Annotated in this window: 14 protein-coding genes; 8 read left to right on the forward strand and 6 right to left on the reverse strand. The window is 70.4% G+C overall.

What is annotated here, in order from left to right; genetic code table 11:
• Window positions 1-48 precede the first annotated feature (48 nt).
• Window positions 49-1,116, reverse strand: coding sequence for a DUF2637 domain-containing protein (locus OG389_RS29420; RefSeq protein ID WP_328301478.1), 1,068 nt, complete (start codon window positions 1,114-1,116; stop codon window positions 49-51).
• Window positions 1,117-1,331: 215 nt separating this feature from the next.
• Window positions 1,332-2,249 carry a (2Fe-2S)-binding protein gene (locus OG389_RS29425; protein ID WP_328301479.1) on the reverse strand — a complete coding sequence of 306 codons (918 nt, stop codon included), beginning with the start codon at window positions 2,247-2,249 and terminating at the stop codon, window positions 1,332-1,334.
• Window positions 2,250-2,374: 125 nt separating this feature from the next.
• Between OG389_RS29425 and OG389_RS29430 the strand changes: the two genes are divergently transcribed.
• The gene (locus OG389_RS29430; protein ID WP_328301480.1) at window positions 2,375-3,043 is read left to right on the forward strand and encodes a GntR family transcriptional regulator; all 669 of its coding nucleotides are present in this window, start codon (window positions 2,375-2,377) and stop codon (window positions 3,041-3,043) included.
• Window positions 3,044-3,072: 29 nt separating this feature from the next.
• On the opposite strand, the gene OG389_RS29435 is transcribed toward OG389_RS29430, so the two are convergent.
• Together OG389_RS29435 and OG389_RS29440 are read right to left on the reverse strand one after the other, a co-directional pair.
• Window positions 3,073-3,846, reverse strand: coding sequence for a hypothetical protein (locus OG389_RS29435; RefSeq protein WP_328301481.1), 774 nt, complete (start codon window positions 3,844-3,846; stop codon window positions 3,073-3,075).
• 210 nt (window positions 3,847-4,056) lie between these two features.
• Window positions 4,057-5,736 (reverse strand): PucR family transcriptional regulator, encoded by a 1,680-nt coding sequence (locus OG389_RS29440; protein WP_328301482.1) that lies wholly within the window; start codon window positions 5,734-5,736, stop codon window positions 4,057-4,059.
• Window positions 5,737-5,990: 254 nt separating this feature from the next.
• On the opposite strand from OG389_RS29440, the gene OG389_RS29445 reads away from it, so the two are divergent.
• The 6 genes from OG389_RS29445 to OG389_RS29470 all read left to right on the forward strand — a co-directional run bounded on the left by OG389_RS29445 (window position 5,991) and on the right by OG389_RS29470 (window position 14,369).
• Entirely contained in the window at window positions 5,991-6,887 is an 897-nt protein-coding gene (locus OG389_RS29445; RefSeq protein ID WP_250744166.1) for an FAD binding domain-containing protein, read from the forward strand.
• A 2-nt stretch (window positions 6,888-6,889) separates the two neighbouring features.
• Window positions 6,890-7,498: a (2Fe-2S)-binding protein gene (locus tag OG389_RS29450; protein WP_328301483.1), complete on the forward strand. Its 609-nt coding sequence runs from the start codon at window positions 6,890-6,892 to the stop codon at window positions 7,496-7,498.
• Window positions 7,499-7,500: 2 nt separating this feature from the next.
• Window positions 7,501-9,906, forward strand: a complete 2,406-nt coding sequence (locus tag OG389_RS29455; RefSeq protein WP_328301484.1) for a xanthine dehydrogenase family protein molybdopterin-binding subunit — start codon at window positions 7,501-7,503, stop codon at window positions 9,904-9,906.
• A 362-nt stretch (window positions 9,907-10,268) separates the two neighbouring features.
• On the forward strand, window positions 10,269-11,732 hold the full coding sequence (locus OG389_RS29460) for an NCS2 family permease (protein ID WP_328301485.1): 1,464 nt from the start codon (window positions 10,269-10,271) through the stop codon (window positions 11,730-11,732).
• Window positions 11,733-11,813: 81 nt separating this feature from the next.
• Window positions 11,814-12,977, forward strand: a complete 1,164-nt coding sequence (locus OG389_RS29465) for an XdhC family protein (protein ID WP_328301486.1) — start codon at window positions 11,814-11,816, stop codon at window positions 12,975-12,977.
• Between the two features lie 120 nt (window positions 12,978-13,097).
• Window positions 13,098-14,369 (forward strand): YncE family protein, encoded by a 1,272-nt coding sequence (locus OG389_RS29470; RefSeq protein ID WP_328301487.1) that lies wholly within the window; start codon window positions 13,098-13,100, stop codon window positions 14,367-14,369.
• Between the two features lie 31 nt (window positions 14,370-14,400).
• Here the strand turns inward: OG389_RS29470 and OG389_RS29475 are convergent, their stop codons facing one another.
• Window positions 14,401-16,620 (reverse strand): terpene synthase family protein, encoded by a 2,220-nt coding sequence (locus OG389_RS29475; RefSeq protein ID WP_328301488.1) that lies wholly within the window; start codon window positions 16,618-16,620, stop codon window positions 14,401-14,403.
• A gap of 199 nt (window positions 16,621-16,819) precedes the next feature.
• A complete protein-coding gene (gene aroD / locus OG389_RS29480; RefSeq protein WP_328301489.1) occupies window positions 16,820-17,548 on the reverse strand; it encodes a type I 3-dehydroquinate dehydratase in 729 nt (242 codons plus the stop codon).
• Between the two features lie 245 nt (window positions 17,549-17,793).
• On the opposite strand from aroD, the gene OG389_RS29485 reads away from it, so the two are divergent.
• A complete protein-coding gene (locus OG389_RS29485; RefSeq protein ID WP_328301490.1) occupies window positions 17,794-18,015 on the forward strand; it encodes a hypothetical protein in 222 nt (73 codons plus the stop codon).
• The last annotated feature ends 13 nt before the right edge of the window (window positions 18,016-18,028 follow it).

Genomic DNA, 18,028 nt, shown 5'->3' on the forward strand with positions numbered 1-18,028 from the left:
GTGTCGGGCGGGCCCAGCGGTCGTTCGGTGCCTCCAGGGGGAGCCCGATCAGCCGAACTGCTGCTCCAGATCCTTCAGTTTGCGCTCGAGCGAGTCGAGCCTCGGGAGCGTCTGCGTATCGTCCTCGGCGGTGAGGTCCACCGTTCGGGGACCGCCGGCCGTGTCAGCGGGTTCGGTTGCGCCCACGGCCTGCAGGGAGGGCCGGCGTCGTAGTGGCAGCTGTCCGGTTTCCGCTATGGCCGGCTCCGCGCCGACCGGCGCGGAGCCCGCTCCGGGGGCCAGCCCCGGCACATCGACCTGACGGGCGCGGGCCACGCGCCCGAACGCCCGGTTCTGCCGGCCGAGCGCCTTGATGTGCGCCCGGTCCAGGCGGTGCTGCTCCCGCCTGCGGTGCCGGTCCTGCTCCTTCTCCTTCTTGTCCTCGCGCACCTCGTCCACGGCTTCGTCGAGGGTGCGCACCCCTTCCAGCAGCATCAGCGACCACGCGCCGAAGGTCTCCCGCGGCGCACGCAGCCAGCGGACCATCCGGATCTGCGGCAACGGCCGGGGGATCAGGCCCTGTTCGCGCAGTGCGGCCCGGCGGGTCTGCTTCAGGGCCCGGTCGAAGAGCACGGCCGCCGAGAGCGACATGCCGGAGAAGAACTGCGGAGCCCCGTCGTGGCCGATCCCGCGCGGGGCGTGCACCCAGTTGAACCAGGCGGCCGCGCCCGCGAACAGCCAGACCAGCATGCGCGAGCCGAGGGCGGCGTCGCCGTGGCTGGCCTCGCGGACGGCGAGCACCGAACAGAACATGGCGGCGCCGTCGAGCCCGAAGGGGACCAGGTACTCCCAGCCCCCGGAGAGGTTGAGGTTTTGCCGGCCGAAGCCGACCAGACCGTGGAAGGAGAGCGCGGCGGCGACCGCCGCGCAGCAGAAGAGCAGGACGTAGGAGGCGGTCCCGTAGACGGCTTCCTTGCGCCGCCGCCGTTCCTCGCTGCGCTCCCAGCTGTCCTCGGCCGCCGCGGCCTTCTCGCCTTCGCGCTTGCCCCGGGCCAGTACCGCAACTGCCGCAAGCACGCCCAGGATCAGCAGGCTGCCGGGCAGCAGCCAGTCCAGCGATATGTCGGTCAGTCTCATGCGGTGTCCCTTGCCTCGCGTATGCGGCTGTTCGGCTCGTGGCCGGTGCGGCTTTCCGGGCGCCATAGTGGCGCAGCCGGTGAGTCGTACACGCGGGTTTCGGGGCAAGTGGACGCCATCGGGGGGTGGAGCCCGCCGGATAGGGTGTTGCTGATCGAACTACCGCTCGTATGAGGGTGGTTGAGTTCGATTAGTGGTCAGTCGGACGGGTGGGTTCAGCCGGACGCGGCCGGTGTCCCGGAGTCCGCCGTCAGACGGGCGACGCGGTCCGTGTCGCAGGTGCGGGGGCAGGTGGTGCACGTCTCCTCGGGCCGGATCGTGTAGAAGAAGCAGCAGCTGGCCCGGTCGCGGGTGGGCAGTTCCCGGCCGTCGTGGGCTTCGAGCGTGCGGAAGGCGGCACCGCCCGTGTAGGGCGCCGTGGCGCCGGGCAGGAGCAGTTCCAGCTCGCGCACGGCCCGCCGCTCCTCGGCGGCGCCGAGCAGGTTGCCGACGTACCAGAGGCCCTCGACGACCTCGTCGGTCACCATGCCCCACAGGGCCCGCCGCCCGCGCCGCATGCGGGGGCCGAAGCCTTCCAGGAGTGGTTCGAGGTGCTGGGCCACCGCGGCCCGCACCTCTGCGCGCAGCGCCTCCTCGTCGGGCACGACCCGGGCCCCGGGGAGAGCGGCCGCCGGGTCGCCGGGCAGGCAGGCGAAGGATCCGACCCGGACCGCCATCCGGCCGTCGGTCCGGTGGAAGGACACGGACTCCGGGGGCAGCAGGGGCACCCGCCGTTCCAGGAACCACGGCACGGTGATCAGCAGGCAGGCCGGCCACGCGTACCGGTGCAGCCCGAAGCCCGCCACCACGTCGGGCCGCGCCCGGTGACCGTAATCACGCAGTACCTGCGCCTCGTCCCAGGCGAGGAACTCCTCCAGGGCCGCACCGCCCGCCGCGAGCCCGTCCGCGCCGACCCACCCCACACCGCGAGGGGAGGGTTCGTGCGCGGCGAGCTCGGTGACGCGGAGGCCGCCGTAGGCGTCCGCCAGCCGGGCGTAGGCGTCCGCCACCGGAGAGCCGACCGGGGCGATGGTGCGTACGGGGCGGACGTGTCTTTGGGCGGGTTCGACGGCCGAGGGGGCCGTGAGGGTCATGACGGCCATGGACGGACCACCGAATCACGCGATCGTTAACAGGTAAGCCTTACCTTACCTGATCTTCTTGGGGTGTGGGAGGCCGGGCTATCCTCTGGGCAGGTCGAAACCCGTGGGAGGACCGAGTGCGCGATACGGCCCGAGCCCGGGTACCTGAACAGCAGACGCGGAAGGTCGTACGCCATTCGGTGCGCGGGCAGATCCTCGAGGCCCTGCGAGCGGCGCTGCTGAAGGGCGAGCTCGAGCCGGGGGAGATCTACTCCGGCCCGGCGCTGGGGGAGCGGTTCGGGGTCTCGGCGACGCCCGTGCGTGAGGCGATGCAGCAGCTGGCGGTGGAGGGGGCGGTGGAATGCCTCCCGAACCGGGGGTTCCGGGTCCTGACCCGGACCCCGGGGGACCTGGCCGAACTGGCCGAGGTCCGGGCGCTGCTCGAAGTCCCGGTGATGCTGCGGCTCGCCCGTACGGTGGCTCCCGGGGCCTGGGCCGCGCTGGGGCCGGCGGCGGAGGCGGCCGCGGAGGCGGCGGCCGCGGGTGATCTGGTGCGGTACGCCGACGCGGACCGGGCGTTCCACCGGGCGGTGCTGGCCCTGGCGGGCAACGGCCAGCTGCTGCTCGTGGCGGACGACCTCCACCGCCGCTCCCAGTGGCCACTGCCGGGGCCCTCGCGGATCCGGCGGGCGGATCTCGTCGCCGACGCGGCGGAGCACGTGGCGCTGCTCGGCGCTCTGGCCGCGGGGGACCGGGCCCCGGCCGAGTCCCTGATCCGGACCCACTTCACGCGCCGCACCGCGTAGCCCGCCGCCGCGGGTGGCCGCCGTGCGCGTCAGAGCGGCGTCGGGTGGAGCTGGTCCGCGAGCCAGGTGGGGATGCCGCCCAGGAGGTGGAACAGGCGGCGGGCCTCCGTGCGCAGGTGGGTGGCCTCGGGCTCCGGTTCGGCTTCGGCCAGGGCGGCCAGCGCGGGGGCCGTGCCCACCAGGAACCCCAGGTCCTCCCGGATGCGCAGGGACTCCGCGAAGCCCTTGCGGGCCTCGGCGACCTCCCCGTCCCGCAGGGCCAGCGCCGCCAGGTGCCGCCACGTGAAGGACAGCAGCAGGGTGTCCCCGTGGACCAGCGCCCCCGCATGGGCCCGCCGGTACGCCGGCAGCGCCGACTGCGGTGCGTCCGCCAGGTGTTCGGCGACCAGCCCCCGCCGGAAGTCCAGCAGCGGCCGGGTCCGGGACCCCGGGGACAGCAGCGCCGCCGCCCGGCCGAGCGCCGAGCGGGCCTCGTCGGCCCGGTCGCGTACGCCCAGTACGGTCGCCGCGTACGCCAGGTGACCCCGCTCGCACGCGGCCGCGCCCCGGTCGTCGTCGTCCTGGGCCACCGCTTCGGCCACCCGCAGCGCGTCCTCCGCCTCGGCCCAGCCCTGCCCCGTGAACAGGCAGCGCTCGACCAGCAGCCCGGTCCGCTGCACGGCGGCTCCGGCATCGTGCAGGTGCGGCGTCAGCAGGGCCGCCGCGTCGGTCCAACAGCCGCGCGAACGCAGCCGCCATATCGCCCGCTGGAGGGGGTCGTCTCCCCCGGTAGTTCCGGCACCGGACATGGCGGTTTCCGCCACATTGCCCTCCCCAAAGCAACCAAGCAGCACGTCGTTGAGCCCTGGGGCGAAATGAGAGCACGGATCGGCGGCTTCGGCCAAGGGGTCGGGTGAACTCTTTCACAAAGTCCGGACGGATCATCAGTCGCCCCTGCCCGCCACCGCCGGGCTCCCTGGCCGGAACCCGACCGGCCCCCGACCGACCCCCGGCCGGTCAGGCCACGGATCTTCTCAGCTCATCCGCAGTGCGAGGAAGAAATCGAGCTTGTCCTCCAGCCGGGAAAGGTCCCTCGCCGTCAACTGCTCGATTCGCCCGACCCGGTACCTCAGCGTGTTGACGTGGAGGTGCAGCCGCGTCGCGCAGCGGGTCCACGAGCCGTCGCAGTCCAGGAAGGCCTCGAGCGTGGGGATGAGCTCCGCCCGGTGGCGGCGGTCGTAGTCCCGCAGCGGGTCCAGTAGCCGGGCCGTGAAGGCGCGGCGGACGTCGTCCGGGACGAACGGGAGCAGCAGGACGTGCGAGGCCAGCTCGTGGTGCCCGGCGGCGCAGACCCGGCCCGGGCGGGCCGCGGCGACCCGGCGGGCGTGCCGGGCCTCCTCCAGGGCCCCGCGGAGCCCCTCGGCGGAGTGCACGGCCGCGCTGACGCCCAGGGTGAGGCGGCCGTCGTCGGCGAGTCCGGCCGCGAGCGGGTCGCGTACCGACGCGAGCAGCGTCTCCGCGTGCAGGGCGGTGTCGGGGCCCTTCTCCTCACCGGGCTCCCCGGCGGGCGCGGGCAGCGGCACGAGGGCGATCGCCTCGTCCCCGGCGTGCGCGACCGCGATCCGGTCGGAGGGCTCCGGCCCGGAGACGGAGGGATCTACGAGGATTTCCTCCAGCAGCGACTGGGCGACGGGTCCGCCCGCGATGTCCCCGCCCTCCCAGTCCACCCGGGCCACGACGACCTGCCAGTGCGGGGCGGTGCCCAGCCCCGGCAGGAGCACCGGCGCGGCCACCCGCAGGCGGGCGGCGATCTCGGCGGGCGGGGCGCCCGTCTGGACCAGTTCCAGCACCTCCTGGGCGAGCCGGCGGCGCACCGTACGGGCCGCGTCGCGGCGGTCCCGCTCGACGGCGATCAGCTGGGTGACGCCCTGGAGCAGGTCGAGCCGCTCGGCGGGCCAGTCGCCGGCGTCCGCCTCGACGGCCAGCAGCCAGTCGGAGAGCACGGTCTCGCGCACGTCGCGGGCTCCGGGACTGCCCGGGCCCCGCCCGGCTCCCCTGATCGGGAACAGGGAGTAGGTAATACCCTGGATGGAGATCCGGTGCGGGCCCCGGCGGCCCGTCCGGACCGCCGCGAGGTGCTCGCTCGCCAGTGCCGCGCAGATGCCCGGCGCCAGCGGCTCGCCCGCCCCGGCGATCTGCCGGCCGGTGGGCGAGAGCACCCAGGCCCGCAGATCGAGGTCAGTGGTGAGCAGATCGAGCACCACATCGGGGCCCCCACCGGCCGGACCGGAGGTCATGAGACGGCGGTGGCGGTCCACGACGGCCGCGAGATCGCCAGCCCGCTCTCCCGAGACCTGCCGCACCACGTACTCGGTGATCGTGGCGAATGCAACGTCTTCGTTCACAGCGAACAAGGGCAGGCGGTTGCGCAGACACGCCGTGACCAGGTCGTCGGGAATATCACCCAGCTCGGCCTCGCCGGCCGCGAGCCCGGCCACGCCGGCGCTCGCGAGGATTCGTACGAACGGCTCGGAGTCGGCTGAATTTCGTCTCCATGCCAGGCCAGTGAGGACCAGTTCACCTCCGGAGAGGTATCGGCTGGGATCCCTCAGGTCGGTCGTCATGACCCCGCGGACCGTCCGGTCGAGTTCTTCCTCGCCGCCCAGCAGCCGCAGCCCCAGCGCCTCGGTTTCCAGCAGTGCGCGCAGCCGCATGATGTCGCCGCCGATCTGTCTCGAATGTTGCCGTTGGAAATCGGGCAGGTCGTCGCATCCTGCCTTTCATACGAATCTACAAGACGAGGGAGGTCCCCAGCCAACTCCTTCATGGTTTCGGTGACTGCACCCGGGGGAGGGGCGGCCGGTGTACTGAGTCCACACCGCGTTAACAGCACGTGAACGACCAGTCGAGGGCCCAACGGCCTCCTGGCTTGAAGTGAACGACCCGATTAAGAAGAAGAGAGCCGCACATGGACTTCCTTCGCCCCGCCAGCTGGGAGGAGGCGCTCGCCGCTAAGGCCGAGTTCCCCACAGCTGTGCCGATTGCGGGTGGCACCGATGTGATGGTCGAGATCAACTTCGACCACCGTCGGCCGGAGTACCTCCTGGACCTGAACCGCATCGGTCTCCTGCGGGAGTGGGAGGTCGGCGAGGACGTGGTTCGTCTGGGCGCCTCCGTCCCGTACACGCAGATCATGGAGAACCTCCGCACGGAGCTTCCGGGACTCGCGCTCGCCTCGCACACGGTCGCGTCCCCGCAGATCCGTAACCGCGGCGGTGTCGGCGGCAACCTCGGTTGCGCCTCGCCGGCAGGCGACTCCCACCCCGCGCTGCTCGCGGCGGGCGCCGAGGTCGAGGTGGAGTCCGTACGCGGATCCCGCTTGATCCCGATCGACGAGTTCTACACGGGCGTCAAGCGCAACGCGCTGGCCGCCGACGAGCTCATCAAGACCGTCCACGTCAAGAAGGCGGACGGCCCCCAGCAGTACTCCAAGGTCGGTTCCCGCAACGCGATGGTCATCGCCGTCTGCGCGTTCGGCCTGGCGCTGCACCCCGAGACCCGCACGGTCCGTACCGGTATCGGTTCGGCCGCGCCGACCCCGATCCGGGCGAAGGCCGCCGAGGAGTTCCTCAACGCCGCGCTCGAAGAGGGCGGCTTCTGGGAGTCCGGCAAGGTCATCACCCCGTCGATCGCCAAGCAGTTCGGTGACCTCGCCTCCGGCGCGGCCAACCCGATCGACGACGTCCGCGGCACGGCGAAGTACCGCCGCCACGCGGTCGGCATCATGGCTCGCCGCCAGCTGGTCTGGACGTGGGAGCAGTACCGCGGTTCGAACAACGGCCGCTCGCTTGAAGGGGCTGCGTAATCATGCGCGTCAATTTCACTGTCAACGGCCGTCAGCAGGAAGCGGACGACGTCTGGGAGGGCGAGTCCCTTCTCTACGTCCTGCGCGAGCGCCTGGGCCTGCCGGGTTCTAAGAACGCCTGTGAGCAGGGCGAGTGCGGTTCCTGCACCGTCCGTCTCGACGGCGTGCCGGTCTGTTCCTGCCTGGTCGCGGCCGGTCAGGTCGAGGGCCGCGACGTCGTGACCGTCGAGGGCCTGGCGGAGTTCGCCAAGCAGCGCGACGAGCACGGCCACGGCGGTGCCTGCGGCACCGGCGGCGGCTGCGGCAGCAAGGGCGGCGTCACCCTGGACGCGGCCAAGCAGTGGCAGGCCAAGCCGGGCGACTCGCAGACCGGCGAGGGCGCCCCGCTCTCCAACATCCAGCAGGCGTTCATCGACGCCGGCGCCGTCCAGTGCGGTTTCTGCACCCCGGGCCTCCTGGTCCAGGCCGACGCGCTGCTGGAGGAGAACCCCTCCCCGTCCGACCAGGACATCCGTGAGTCCCTGTCCGGCAACCTCTGCCGCTGCACGGGCTACGAGAAGATCCTCGACGCGGTCCGCCTCGCGGCCGCCCGTCAGGCAGAGGCGGTCTGACCATGGCCCAGAACACGCGCACGGTGCCGGCGGGTACGCCGACCAACGTCACGCAGAAGCACAACAAGGGCGGCATCGGCGAGTCCACGCTGCGCCCCGACGGCACCCTCAAGGTGACCGGTGAGTTCGCGTACTCCTCGGACATGTGGCACGAGGACATGCTGTGGGGCCAGACGCTCCGCAGCACCGTGGCCCACGCGGAGATCGTCTCGATCGACATCTCCGAGGCCCTGGCGATGCCGGGTGTCTACTCGGTCCTCACGTACGACGACCTGCCGGCCGAGATGAAGAACTACGGCCTGGAGATCCAGGACACCCCGGTTCTCGCCAACGGCCGGGTGCGTCACCACGGTGAGCCGGTCGCCCTCGTGGCCGCCGACCACCCGGAGACCGCCCGCCGCGCGGCCGCCAAGATCAAGATCGACTACCGTGAGCTGCCGCTCGTCACCGACGAGGCCTCGGCCCTCGCCGAGGGCGCGCCGCTGATCCACGAGGGCCGCGACGACCACCACATCGGTCACGTCCCGCACCCGAACATCGTGCACCGCCAGCCGATCATCCGCGGCAACGTGGAAGAGGCCCGCAAGCGCGCCGACGTCATCGTCGAGGGCGAGTACACCTTCGGCATGCAGGACCAGGCCTTCCTCGGCCCGGAGTCCGGTCTGGCCGTACCGTCCGAGGACGGCGGCGTCGAGCTGTACGTCGCCACCCAGTGGCTGCACTCGGACCTCCAGCAGATCGCCCCGGTCCTGGGCCTGCCGCCGGAGAAGGTCCGCATGACGCTCTCGGGCGTCGGCGGTGCCTTCGGTGGCCGTGAAGACATCTCGATGCAGATCCACGCCTGCCTCCTGGCCCTGGCCACGAACAAGCCGGTCAAGATCGTCTACAACCGCTTCGAGTCCTTCTTCGGACACGTGCACCGTCACCCGGCGAAGCTGTACTACGAGCACGGCGCCACCAAGGACGGCAAGCTCACGCACATGAAGTGCAAGATCGTCCTGGACGGCGGCGCGTACGCGTCCGCTTCCCCGGCGGTCGTGGGCAACGCCTCCTCGCTCTCGGTCGGTCCGTACGTCCTGGAGGACGTGGACATCGAGGCGATCGCGCTCTACACGAACAACCCGCCCTGTGGCGCGATGCGCGGCTTCGGCGCCGTCCAGGCCTGCTTCGCCTACGAGGCCCAGATGGACAAGCTCGCGGCGAAGCTGGGCATGGACCCGGTCGAGTTCCGCCAGCTCAACGCCATGGAGCAGGGCACGATCATGCCCACCGGCCAGGTCGTGGACGCTCCGGCGCCCGTCGCCGAGCTGCTGCGCCGGGTCAAGGCCCGCCCGCTGCCGCCGGAGCGCCAGTGGGAGTCCGCCGGCGAGAGCGCGGATGTCCGCGCGCTGCCCGGTGGTCTGTCGAACACCACCCACGGTGAAGGCGTCGTCCGCGGCGTCGGCTACGCGGTCGGCATCAAGAACGTCGGCTTCTCCGAGGGCTTCGACGACTACTCCACCGCCCGCGTGACCCTCGAGGTAATCAACGGCGAGGCCGTCGCGATGGTCCACACGGCCATGGCGGAGGTCGGCCAGGGCGGCATCACCGTCCACGCGCAGATCGCCCGTACCGAGCTGGGTGTCACGCAGGTGACCATCCACCCGGCCGACACGCAGGTCGGCTCCGCCGGTTCCACGTCCGCCTCGCGGCAGACGTACATGACCGGTGGCGCCGTGAAGAACACCTGTGAGGCCGTCCGTGAGGCGGTCCTGGAGATCGGCCGGCGCAAGAACGGCTCGTACCACCCCGCGTGGGCGACCGCCGAGCTGCTCCTCGAAGGCGGCAAGGTCGTCACCGATGGCGGAGAGGTCCTCGCGGACATCGCCGACATCCTGGAGGGCGAGGACGCGATCGACATCGAGCTCGAGTTCCGCCACGCGGCCACCGAGCCCTTCGACCTGGTCACCGGCCAGGGCAACGGTCACGTCCAGTACACCTTCGCCGCACACCGCGCGGTCGTCGAGGTGGACACCGAGCTCGGCCTCGTCAAGGTCGTCGAGCTGGCGACCGCCCAGGACGTCGGCAAGGCGCTGAACATGCTCTCCGTGGTCGGCCAGATCCAGGGTGGTACCACCCAGGGCCTGGGCGTCGCGATCATGGAAGAGATCATCGTGGACCCGAAGACCGCGAAGGTGCGCAACCCCTCCTTCACGGACTACCTGATCCCGACCATCCTCGACACCCCGACCATCCCGGTCGACGTCCTGGAGCTCGCCGACCCGAAGGCCCCGTACGGCCTGCGCGGTATGGGCGAGGCCCCGACCCTCTCGTCCACCCCGGCCGTCATCGCGGCGATCCGGGCGGCGACCGGTCTGGAGATCAACAAGACGCCGATCCGTCCGGAACTGCTCACCGGCACCCTCTAGGACGGCGTGGTCCGGGGGCCGCGAGGCCCCCGGACCCCCCCAGATTTCCGGGCGGTGCGACAAGGGAACGTCACACTTCCAGCCGCACCGCCCGGAGCACAGAAGTCCGGCGTCATCAGTACCGCACCGCTCGCGGTCCGTTTCACCGGCAGTACCCAGAGAAGTACCAGGCCGCTCGCACCAACCACCCCCGGTGCCACCGGCAGTACCGCAGAACCCACGCAGTACCCGCAGTACACGCAGTGCACCTTTTGCGTCGCCTCGGGCCGTCACCCCGGGTCGTGCAGCCAAACGCGTTTTCCCAAATCCCGTGTCTCCAATCTTTATGCGGGTGCCCCTTTGAACCTTGGGAGTTAGGCACCATGACCCAGTCCTCTGTAGAGCCCAAGACCAGTGCGGAGGAGGCCGGAGACGGCTCTCTGAACCCCGCCGGCCGGTCTTGGCTCGACCGGTACTTTCACATCTCCAAGCGTGGATCCAACGTCGGCAACGAAATTCGTGGCGGTGTCACGACGTTCATGGCCATGGCGTACATCCTCCTGCTCAACCCGCTGATCCTCTCCGGCAAGGACGTCGCCGGCGACACCATGAGCCAGAAGGCTCTGATCACGGCCACCGCCTTCGCCGCGGCCCTCACCACGCTCCTCATGGGCTTCGTCGGCAAGGTCCCGCTCGCGCTGGCCGCCGGCCTCTCCGTGTCCGGTGTGCTGTCCTCGCAGGTGGCGCCGCAGATGACCTGGCCGCAGGCCATGGGCATGTGCGTGATGTACGGCGTCGTGATCTGTCTCCTGGTCGTCACCGGCCTCCGCGAGATGATCATGAACGCGATACCCCTCGCGCTCAAGCACGCGATCACCATGGGCATCGGCATGTTCGTCGCCCTGATCGGCCTCGTGAAGGCCGGCTTCGTGGGCAACGGCGGAGAGTTCGCTCCCCCCGTGCAGCTCGGTTCCGTCGGTCAGCTGGCCGGCTGGCCGGTCCTGATCTTCTGCGTGACCCTGCTCGCCATCTTCATGCTGCAGGCCCGCAAGATCCCCGGCGCGATCCTGATCGGCATCGTCGGTGGAACGGTCCTCGCCGCCATCCTCAACGCCGTCGTGGACATCGACCCGAAGGCCTGGAAGAACGGCGCTCCGGAGCTCTCCGGCTCCGCGGTCTCGATGCCCGACTTCTCGCTCTTCGGTGACGTCTCCTTCGGCGGCTGGGGCGACGTCGGTGTCATGACGGTCGGCATGATCGTCTTCACCCTCGTGCTCGCCGGCTTCTTCGACGCGATGGCCACCATCATCGGTGTCGGCACCGAGGCCAAGCTCGCCGACGACAAGGGCCGCATGCCGGGCCTGTCCAAGGCGCTGTTCATCGACGGTGCCGGTGGCGCCATCGGCGGCATCGCGGGTGGCTCCGGCCAGACCGTCTTCGTCGAGTCCGCCACGGGCGTCGGTGAGGGTGCCCGCACCGGTCTCGCCTCGGTCGTCAGCGGTCTGCTCTTCGCCGCCTGCCTCTTCTTCACCCCGATCACGCAGATCGTCCCGGGTGAGGTCGCCTCCGCGGCCCTCGTGGTCATCGGCGCGATGATGATGCAGAACGCCCGCCACGTGGACTGGGCCGACGCCGCCACCGCCATCCCGGTCTTCCTGACCGTGGCGATCATGCCCTTCACCTACTCCATCACCGCCGGCGTGGCCGCCGGTGTGATCTCCTTCGTGGCGATCAAGATCGCGCAGGGCAAGGCCCGCGAGATCGGCGCCTTCATGTGGGTGCTGTCGGTGATCTTCGTGATCTTCTTCGCGGAGCACCCGATCGAGGGCTGGCTCGGGGTCCACTGACCCCGGACGGACCCGGTCCGTACGAGAACGCACCCTCCACGTATCCGATACTGGAAACCGAACCCCTCCGAGGAGGCCGCAATGCTGGACATCGCCGAAGAACTGAACCGGTGGGTCGAGCAGGGACGCGATTTCGCCGTAGCCACCGTCGTGGCGGTCGGCGGCAGCGCACCCAGGCAGCCCGGAGCGGCCCTCGCCGTCGACAGTGAGGGCACGGCCATCGGTTCGGTCTCCGGTGGATGCGTGGAGGGTGCGGTCTACGAGCTGTGCCAGCAGGCGCTGGAGGACGGCGAGACCGTCCAGGAGCGCTTCGGCTACAGCGACGACGATGCCTTCGCGGTGGGTCTGACCTGCGGCGGGATCATCGACATCCTTGTCACCCCGGTTCTCGTGGACTCTCCCGCACGGGAGGTGTTCGCGGCCGCGCTCGCCGCCGCCGCCCGGGGGGAGGCGGCGGCGGTCGCGCGGATCGCCGAGGGCCCGGCCGAGCTGATGGGCCGTGCCGTACTCGTCCGCGGCGAAGGCGGCCACGAGGGCGGTTTCGGCGGACACCCCGAGCTGGACCGCGCCATAGCCGACGAGGCCCGCGCCATGCTCGACGCCGGCAGGACCGGAGTGCTGGAGATCGGCGCCGACGGCCGCCTCTGCGGAGAGCCGCTCAAGGTCCTGGTCGAGTCCAGCGTCCCGCCGCCCCGGATGATCGTCTTCGGTGCCATCGACTTCGCTTCCGCCCTCGTGCGGATCGGCAAGTTCCTCGGCTACCGGGTGACGCTGTGCGACGCCCGGCCCGTGTTCGCCACGAAGAAGCGCTTCCCGGAAGCGGACGAGATCGTGGTCGACTGGCCGCACCGCTACCTGGAGGAGCAGTCCACGGCCGGTGCGGTCGACGCCCGGACGGTCCTGTGCGTGCTGACGCACGACGCCAAGTTCGATGTCCCGCTCCTCGAACTGGCCCTCAAGCTTCCCGTCGCCTACGTCGGCGCCATGGGCTCGCGCCGCACCCACGAGGACCGCAACGAGCGGCTCCGCGGGGTCGGCGTCACCGAGCTCGAACTGGCCCGGCTGCGCTCCCCGATCGGCCTGGACCTCGGCGCCCGCTCCCCGGAGGAGACCGCGCTGTCCATCGCCGCCGAGATCGTCGCCAACCGGCGCGGCGGTACGGGCGCGGCCCTGACCGGCGCGCACATCCCGATCCACTCGGACACCTCGAACACGGTGATCAGCAGAATCGGTTCCGTCGCTTGAAGAGGTAGCGAGCTGTAACACGGTGCAGAAAGGGCGCAACCCCGCAAGGGTTGCGCCCTTTCGTTGTTCCGCCTATTTTACCGGCCGGTAACAGCATCTACCCGTAACGGAGTTGACCCGATGTCTGCCGTTCCCTTACGTAAGCGCGGTGCCGCGGCGGCCCTGGCGGCCGCGGCGGCCCTGGCCCTGTCCGCCCTCGTGGCGGGTCCCGTACCCGCGGCGGGTGCCGAGGCCGCCGGCCCGGACCTGCGCGAAGTGCTGTTCGTGGGCAACAACTGGGAGGGCACCGCCGACGTCCTCGCTTCCACCGGGGACCTCGGCAAGGTGGGCCGGATCGACATCGTCCCCGACAAGGCGGAGCGGCTCCGGGAGATCTACCTCAATCCCGTGAAGCTCGGCTACTTCCTGGGGATCCGGGCCACCGCGGGCGAGGGGCACGACCAGTTCGTGGACGACATGTACACCACCCCGGACGGTTCGGCCGTCGTCGCCTCCCGGCCCAGCTTCGCCGATGTCGTCTCCATCGACGTCCGCACCGGCCGGGTCAACTGGCGCTTCCCCGTCGCCGGATACCGGGCCGACCACATGGCGGTTTCCCCGGACGGTACGCGGGTCGCGGTGTCGGCCTCCACCGCGAACACCGTGCACGTCCTCGACATCGCGAGCGGCCGCCAGGTCGGCTCCTTCGCCACGGGCGACAAACCGCACGAGAACACCTTCACGCAGGGTGGCCGCTTCCTGTGGAACAGCTCCATCGGTGACGTGACCTCCGCGCTCGACGCGCCGTGGCTGGACTGGACGAAGGGTGACCGGAAGATCACCGTCGTCGACGCGCTCACCTTCCGCACGGTCCGGGTGATCGACATGAGGGCCCGCCTCGACGCGTTCGGCCGCTCCGACCTCTCCGACGCGGTGCGGCCGATGTCCTTCAGCCCGGACGAGTCGAAGCTCTACTTCCAGGTGTCGTTCTTCAACGGCTTCGTCGAGTACGACGTGGCAGCCGACCGGATCACCCGGATCAAGACCCTCCCCGAGAACCCCGCCACCAGCACCGACCGCACCACCTGGGTCAACGACTCCCGGCACCACGGCATGTCCATGAGCCCGGACGGGGCCAAGCTGTGCGTCGCGGGGACCATGGACGACTACGCGACCGTCGTGGACCGGGCCACCCTCGCGCAAGGGCCCCTCGTGCCCGCCGACAAGCCCTACTGGGCGACCGTCGACGGGGACGGCGCCGGCTGCGTGATCTCCGAGAGCGGAGCCGACCGGGTCACGGCCATCGACTTCGCCACCGGTGCCAAGCGGGTGTCCGTACCCGTCGGTGACCACCCGCAGCGGGTCCGCCTCGGCCACGTACCGGCGGGCTGGACGGGACCCGCGGCGGGCTGATCGGGCCCCGCCGCGGACCCGTGGAGCGGGCTCAGCGGGCGGGCAGGGAGATCCGCGCGGCCGACATGCCGAAGCCGGCGCTCAGGACGCCCGTGGAGATCCCGTCACCCAGGCGGTGCAGGTCCTCCTCGCGGTAGCGCTTCACCTTCTCGTGCCAGTGGAGGATTCCGGCCAGCCAGTCCTGCAGTTCGGCGACGTAGGAGTCGAGTCCGGCCCGGGCCTGCGCGTCCAGCTTCCAGTCCTCGTACAGCAGCGGCAGCTGGCTGGCGACGACGTGCTCGAACTCCTCGGTGCGCTGCGTCATCAGGGAGTGGCAGATGTGCAGGGCCTCCGGGTAGCCGATGTCGAAGAAGTTGCGGGTGACGAGCACGTAGTTGTGCACCTCGCCCTCGACCTCCACCTCCTTCTGGTACGAGAAGATGTCGTTGATCAGGCAGGCGGTGTCGGCGGCCGCGTTCTCCAGGGAGCGGATGGTGCCGGAGGAGTAGATCTCCTCCGGAATGCCGCGGCCGGCCTGGCCGAGCCGGCACAGGTACATGGTGAGGTAGCTGCCGAAGGTGCGGCGGCGCATCTCGGCGTAGTCCACCGGGTCCGGGATGCGGTTCTGGATCTGGTTCTCCACCTCCCACAGCCAGCTCTCCAGCATGTCCACGAGAGTCGCCCGGAACTCCGTGCGCACCTGGGTGCTCATGTCCCGGCTGGTGCGTACCCACAGGTCGCCGAGGGAACGCTCCATCGCGGTGGCGGGCAGGGCCTGCTCGGCGTGGTCCACCGGGATCATGGCGACGAGCCGGGCGGTGGTGGCCTTGGCCGCCGTCAGGTTCTTCGCCTGCGCGAAGACCACGGGGTAGTAGTCGTCCCCGTACGTTCCCCAGGTCAGCCAGCAGGCGTTGAGGGCCAGTGCCTCGGGGGTGGCGTCGGGGTCGATGCCGGCCGAGCAGAGCGCGAAGTCGTAGCCGCGCAGCCTCTCCTCGCTCCAGATCGCCGAGCCGGGATCACCGGGCTGGGGGTCGAGGAGGCCCATCTCCCGGGCCCAGGCCACGGACTCCTCGCGCGCGTGGGCGTGGTGCGGGCTGAGGGTGAGCGGGAACGGCATGTAGATGTCCGGGACGACGGACGGGCCGGTCCGCTCGAAGGGGACGTGGGTGAAGGAGCGGCGGCGCAGCTCCAGGGCGCGCGGGGCGAGGATCGAGCGCAGGTCGAGGGCGGTGGTGCCGAGGCCCGAGGGCATGAAGGGCAGGGTGACCGGCGCGGTGGCGCGGGCCTCCTTGTTCATGTAGCGGCTGGAGACCATGTGCCACTCGTGGCCGCCGGACTGCCAGTCCTGCAGGCCCTTGGCGTAGGCGAGGACAGCGGTGATCTCCGCCGGGTCCAGGGCGTGGTCGACGAAGAGCTGGGGGAGTTCGGCCAGCGCGGTCTGCTCGAACTGCTGGAGCCGGGAGGTGAGGAGGTCGTTGGAGGCCTCGGCGGCCTCCTGGGTGGTGCAGGCGAGGAAGGTCTCCAGCACCAGGATGGCGTTGGAGAGTTCACCCTCGTCGGCGACCTCGCGCTGGTAGGAGAAGATGTCGTTCCTGATGTGCACGGCGTCGGAGAAGGCGTCGCGCAGTACGCCGAGCGGGCGCGAGTGCGCGATGCGCGCCGGGACCTCGGCGGACACGTACTCGATGAGCCCGGCCGACCAGGGGGCGCCGCCGACCTTGCGGCGCATCTCGATGTACTCGAGGGGATTGGCGATCCGCCCGATGTTGATGTTGGCCAGTTCCCACATCGACTCGTTGAGCAGGTTCCTGGTGGATTCGGAGAACCGTTCCCGCCAGTCCATCGACATGGCCGGCACGGTACGGGCCCACAGGTCGGCGAGTCCCGCCTCGACGGGGTTGGTGGCTTCGGGGAACCCGTCGGAGAGGTCCATCGGCATGAAGGCGGCGAGCCTGTCCAGGTAGGCCTTGGCGCCTTCGCGGTCCTGGGAGCGTTTGTACATCTCCAGGAAGTGGTCGTCGAAGAAGAACACCCACACGTACCAGTCGGTGACCAGGGACAGCGCCTCGCTGTCGCAGTCGGGGTGGGTGTACGCGCAGAGCAGGGCGTAGTCGTGCGAGTCGAGGTCCTTCTCCTCCCAGACGCCGGAACCTTCCAGCATCCCGAAGTCGCGGGCCCACTTCTTGGTGTGGACCCGGGCGTCCTCCAGATGGGGGTTCAGTCGCGCCGGATAAGGCACGTAGAAATCCGGCAGTTGGAACGGCTGCGTCACGGCGGGGTCGGCCTTTCGTCTGTCTGTCTCGCGGAACCATCCGCACGAGATCAGCAGGGCCCTACCCGTGGTGTTGGTGGGATAAGGGGGAGTTCACTTCATCAGGTGACGCGGGTGTTGTTCTTCGACGCATGAAGCCGCAGGCAGGTAGAGAGGTGGAGAAGGCGGCCGGGGAGGGGTGCCCTCCCCGGTGCGGGGCTCAGGCCCCGGCGGCCTTCCGCTGGTCGAACGCCGGGTAGAACTTGCGCAGCAGGTCGAAGGTCTCGGGGAAGTCGAGCTGGCCCGGGGCGGAGCTGGCACCGAAGAAGGAGTAGGTGATCCGCGATCCGAGGGCGGGGAAGAAGACGCGCGAGACCGCGCCGGCCGCACCCATCGCGATGACGATCAGCCGGGTGTCCTCGGCGCCGGTACGCAGCAGCAGCGAGGCGAGCCGTCGTACGTCGCTCTCGGACCGCACCATGGTGGACACCTTGACCACGTCGGCGCCGGCGCTCTTCGCGTCGTCGATGACGGCCTGGAGTTCTTCCGTGCCGGGGGTGAAATCGAAATTGTGGTACGAGACGATCGCCACCGTGTCGTGCCGGTGGGCGGCCTCGATCACGTCCGCCAGGATTTCCCCGGACGAAAGCTCGATGTCCACGGCCTGCACCTGGGGGGCGAGTGCGCGAAACAGTTCAAGCCGTTCCGCTTCCGTGCCCTTCCATTCACCGCCCTCGTGGGCGGAACGGATGGTGGCCAGGACCGGCAGCACCTTGAACGCGTCCACCTGCGCCAGGACATGGGCCGTTCCGGTCCGCGTGTAGCGGTCGACCCGCAGCTCGGCCACATCGACACCGGCGGCTTTCGCGGCGTGTGCGCGCGGCTCGGTCTCGCTGTCGTCGAAGCTGACGGCCACCAGCGGAATGCCGCCGTCGAGAAGCGCCCGCATTGAATTCATTTCCTGGTCACAGCCTTTTCGATCCGATTCTGATATCCGACGCGAACCACATGGTGAACGGGGCGGATTATACGCGGAATCGGTAAGGGGGAGGGGGGTCGACCGCCCCTTGGTCGGGAGGGGCGGGCGCGGGTCCGCCGCCCCCGAAGGTGCTGGTGTCGCAGCCTGGGATGTTTGTCCGATTGTTCTAGGTTTGGGTCATCGGTACACATTTCGGCGTTCCGGGAGGGACACTCATGGCGATCGAGCTCGACAAGGTGCTGGACATGGCGTGGGCCGACAAGCCGCTCGCGGAGGTGCTCGCGGCCCCGGTCGCCGCGCTCAAGGGCGTCACCGACAGGGACGGCGAGCTGCTGCTGGAGGCCTTCGGCGTCAAGACCGTCGCCGACTTCGGCCAGCTGAAGTACGCGCGCTGGGCGCAGGCGCTCGTCGCGCTGAACCAGACCGTCAAGCAGTAGTCGGCGGCCGGCG

It is taken from the genome of Streptomyces sp. NBC_00435 (assembly GCF_036014235.1).
Classification (GTDB): Bacteria; Actinomycetota; Actinomycetes; order Streptomycetales; family Streptomycetaceae; genus Streptomyces.

What these genes read in the sequence shown, in the direction of transcription:
- OG389_RS29455 (WP_328301484.1), top strand. Translation starts at nt 7,501, where the DNA reads ATGGCCCAGAACACGCGCACGGTGCCGGCGGGTACGCCGACCAACGTC.
- OG389_RS29420 (WP_328301478.1), bottom strand. Translation starts at nt 1,116, where the DNA reads ATGAGACTGACCGACATATCGCTGGACTGGCTGCTGCCCGGCAGCCTG.
- OG389_RS29440 (WP_328301482.1), bottom strand. Translation starts at nt 5,736, where the DNA reads ATGCGGCTGCGCGCACTGCTGGAAACCGAGGCGCTGGGGCTGCGGCTG.
- OG389_RS29425 (WP_328301479.1), bottom strand. Translation starts at nt 2,249, where the DNA reads ATGACCCTCACGGCCCCCTCGGCCGTCGAACCCGCCCAAAGACACGTC.
- aroD (WP_328301489.1), bottom strand. Translation starts at nt 17,548, where the DNA reads ATGCGGGCGCTTCTCGACGGCGGCATTCCGCTGGTGGCCGTCAGCTTC.
- OG389_RS29445 (WP_250744166.1), top strand. Translation starts at nt 5,991, where the DNA reads ATGGACTTCCTTCGCCCCGCCAGCTGGGAGGAGGCGCTCGCCGCTAAG.
- OG389_RS29450 (WP_328301483.1), top strand. Translation starts at nt 6,890, where the DNA reads ATGCGCGTCAATTTCACTGTCAACGGCCGTCAGCAGGAAGCGGACGAC.
- OG389_RS29465 (WP_328301486.1), top strand. Translation starts at nt 11,814, where the DNA reads ATGCTGGACATCGCCGAAGAACTGAACCGGTGGGTCGAGCAGGGACGC.
- OG389_RS29470 (WP_328301487.1), top strand. Translation starts at nt 13,098, where the DNA reads ATGTCTGCCGTTCCCTTACGTAAGCGCGGTGCCGCGGCGGCCCTGGCG.
- OG389_RS29485 (WP_328301490.1), top strand. Translation starts at nt 17,794, where the DNA reads ATGGCGATCGAGCTCGACAAGGTGCTGGACATGGCGTGGGCCGACAAG.
- OG389_RS29460 (WP_328301485.1), top strand. Translation starts at nt 10,269, where the DNA reads ATGACCCAGTCCTCTGTAGAGCCCAAGACCAGTGCGGAGGAGGCCGGA.